The sequence below is a fragment of the Amycolatopsis sp. SID8362 genome (assembly GCF_010550475.1).
GTDB classification, from domain to species: Bacteria; Actinomycetota; Actinomycetes; order Mycobacteriales; family Pseudonocardiaceae; genus Amycolatopsis; species Amycolatopsis eburnea.
In genome coordinates, this window is record NZ_JAAGNB010000368.1 from 1 (window position 1) to 1,172 (window position 1,172).

2 protein-coding genes are annotated in these 1,172 nt (G+C 73.9%); both read right to left on the reverse strand.

The genetic code is table 11. From position 1 onward, the window contains the following. Positions 1–563 (reverse strand): beta-ketoacyl synthase N-terminal-like domain-containing protein (locus G3I65_RS11955; RefSeq protein WP_275940149.1); only part of this gene is annotated, 563 nt, incomplete at its 3' end. After that, positions 563–1,172: phosphopantetheine-binding protein (locus tag G3I65_RS11960; RefSeq protein WP_239071075.1), on the reverse strand; the 610-nt coding region annotated here is incomplete at its 5' end. The genes G3I65_RS11955 and G3I65_RS11960, both read right to left, overlap by 1 nt.

A 1,172-nucleotide genomic window follows, 5' to 3' on the forward strand; every position in this document is an offset into this window, starting at 1 on the left:
GCGACGCTGCCCGCGCTGCCGTTGCCGAGGTAGGCCTCGAACTCCGCGAAGACGTCGGGCGCGAGCAGCAGCCGGGCCGCGTAGTCCTGGTACATCACGCCCGCGTAGACGCCGACCTTCTCGCCGCGCACCGACGTCGGGTCGATACCCGCCCGCTCCAGCACCTCCCACGACACTTCCAGGAGCAACCGCTGCTGCGGGTCCATGGCGAGCGCTTCCCGCGGGGAAATGCCGAAGAAGCCGGCGTCGAAGTCGGCCGCGTCGGCGAGGAAAGCGCCTTCCCGCGTGTAGCTGGTGCCCGCGCTGCCGGGGTCCTCGTCGTAGAGCGCTTCGAGGTCCCAGCCGCGATCGGCCGGGAACGCGCCGACCGCGTCCTCGCCCGCGGCCAGCAGGTCCCACAGCTGTTCGGGGGTGCGGACGCCGCCGGGGAACCGGCAGCTCATGCCGACGATGGCGACCGGCTCCTGCGCGCGGTCCTCGTTCTCCTTCAGCCGCCGCCGCGCCTCGCGCAGATCGGCCGTGGCGCGCTTGAGGTAGTCCAGGAGCTTCTGTTCGTTCGACATCAGGACATCCCCAGTTCGTCGTCGAGGAGGTCGAAGATCTCCTCGGCGGTGGCGTCGGCCAGTTCCGTGCCGGGTTCGTCCCGGCGGTCGTCGGTCGCGGTCCAGCGGGCCAGCAGCCCGCGCAGGCGCTCGGTGATCAGGTCGCGCTCGCCCGCGCCGGGTTCGGTCGCGGCGAGCACCGCGGCCAGCCGGTCCAGTTCCGCGTGGACGGGCAGCGCGGCCTTCGCCCCGTCCGCGGGCAGTTCGGCGCACAGGTGCTTGGTGAGCGCGTCCGGGTTCGGGTAGTCGAAGATCAGCGTGGCGGGCAGCCGCAGCCCGGTCACCGCGTTGAGCCGGTTGCGCAGCTCCAGCGCGGTCAGCGAGTCGAAACCGAGGTCGAGGAACCCGCGCCCGGCCTCGACGGCGTTGCCCGACGCGTAGCCGAGCACGGCCGCCACCTGCGCGCGCACCACGTCGTCGACGACGCGGAGCTGCTCGGCTTCCGGCAGGCCCGCCAGCCGTTCCGCCAGCCCCGGCCCGGCCGGGACGCCGTCGCGCACGGCCCGCCGCGAAGAGGTCCGGACCAGTCCGCGCAGCAGCGCCGGGACCTCGGCACGGGCCCGCCACGCG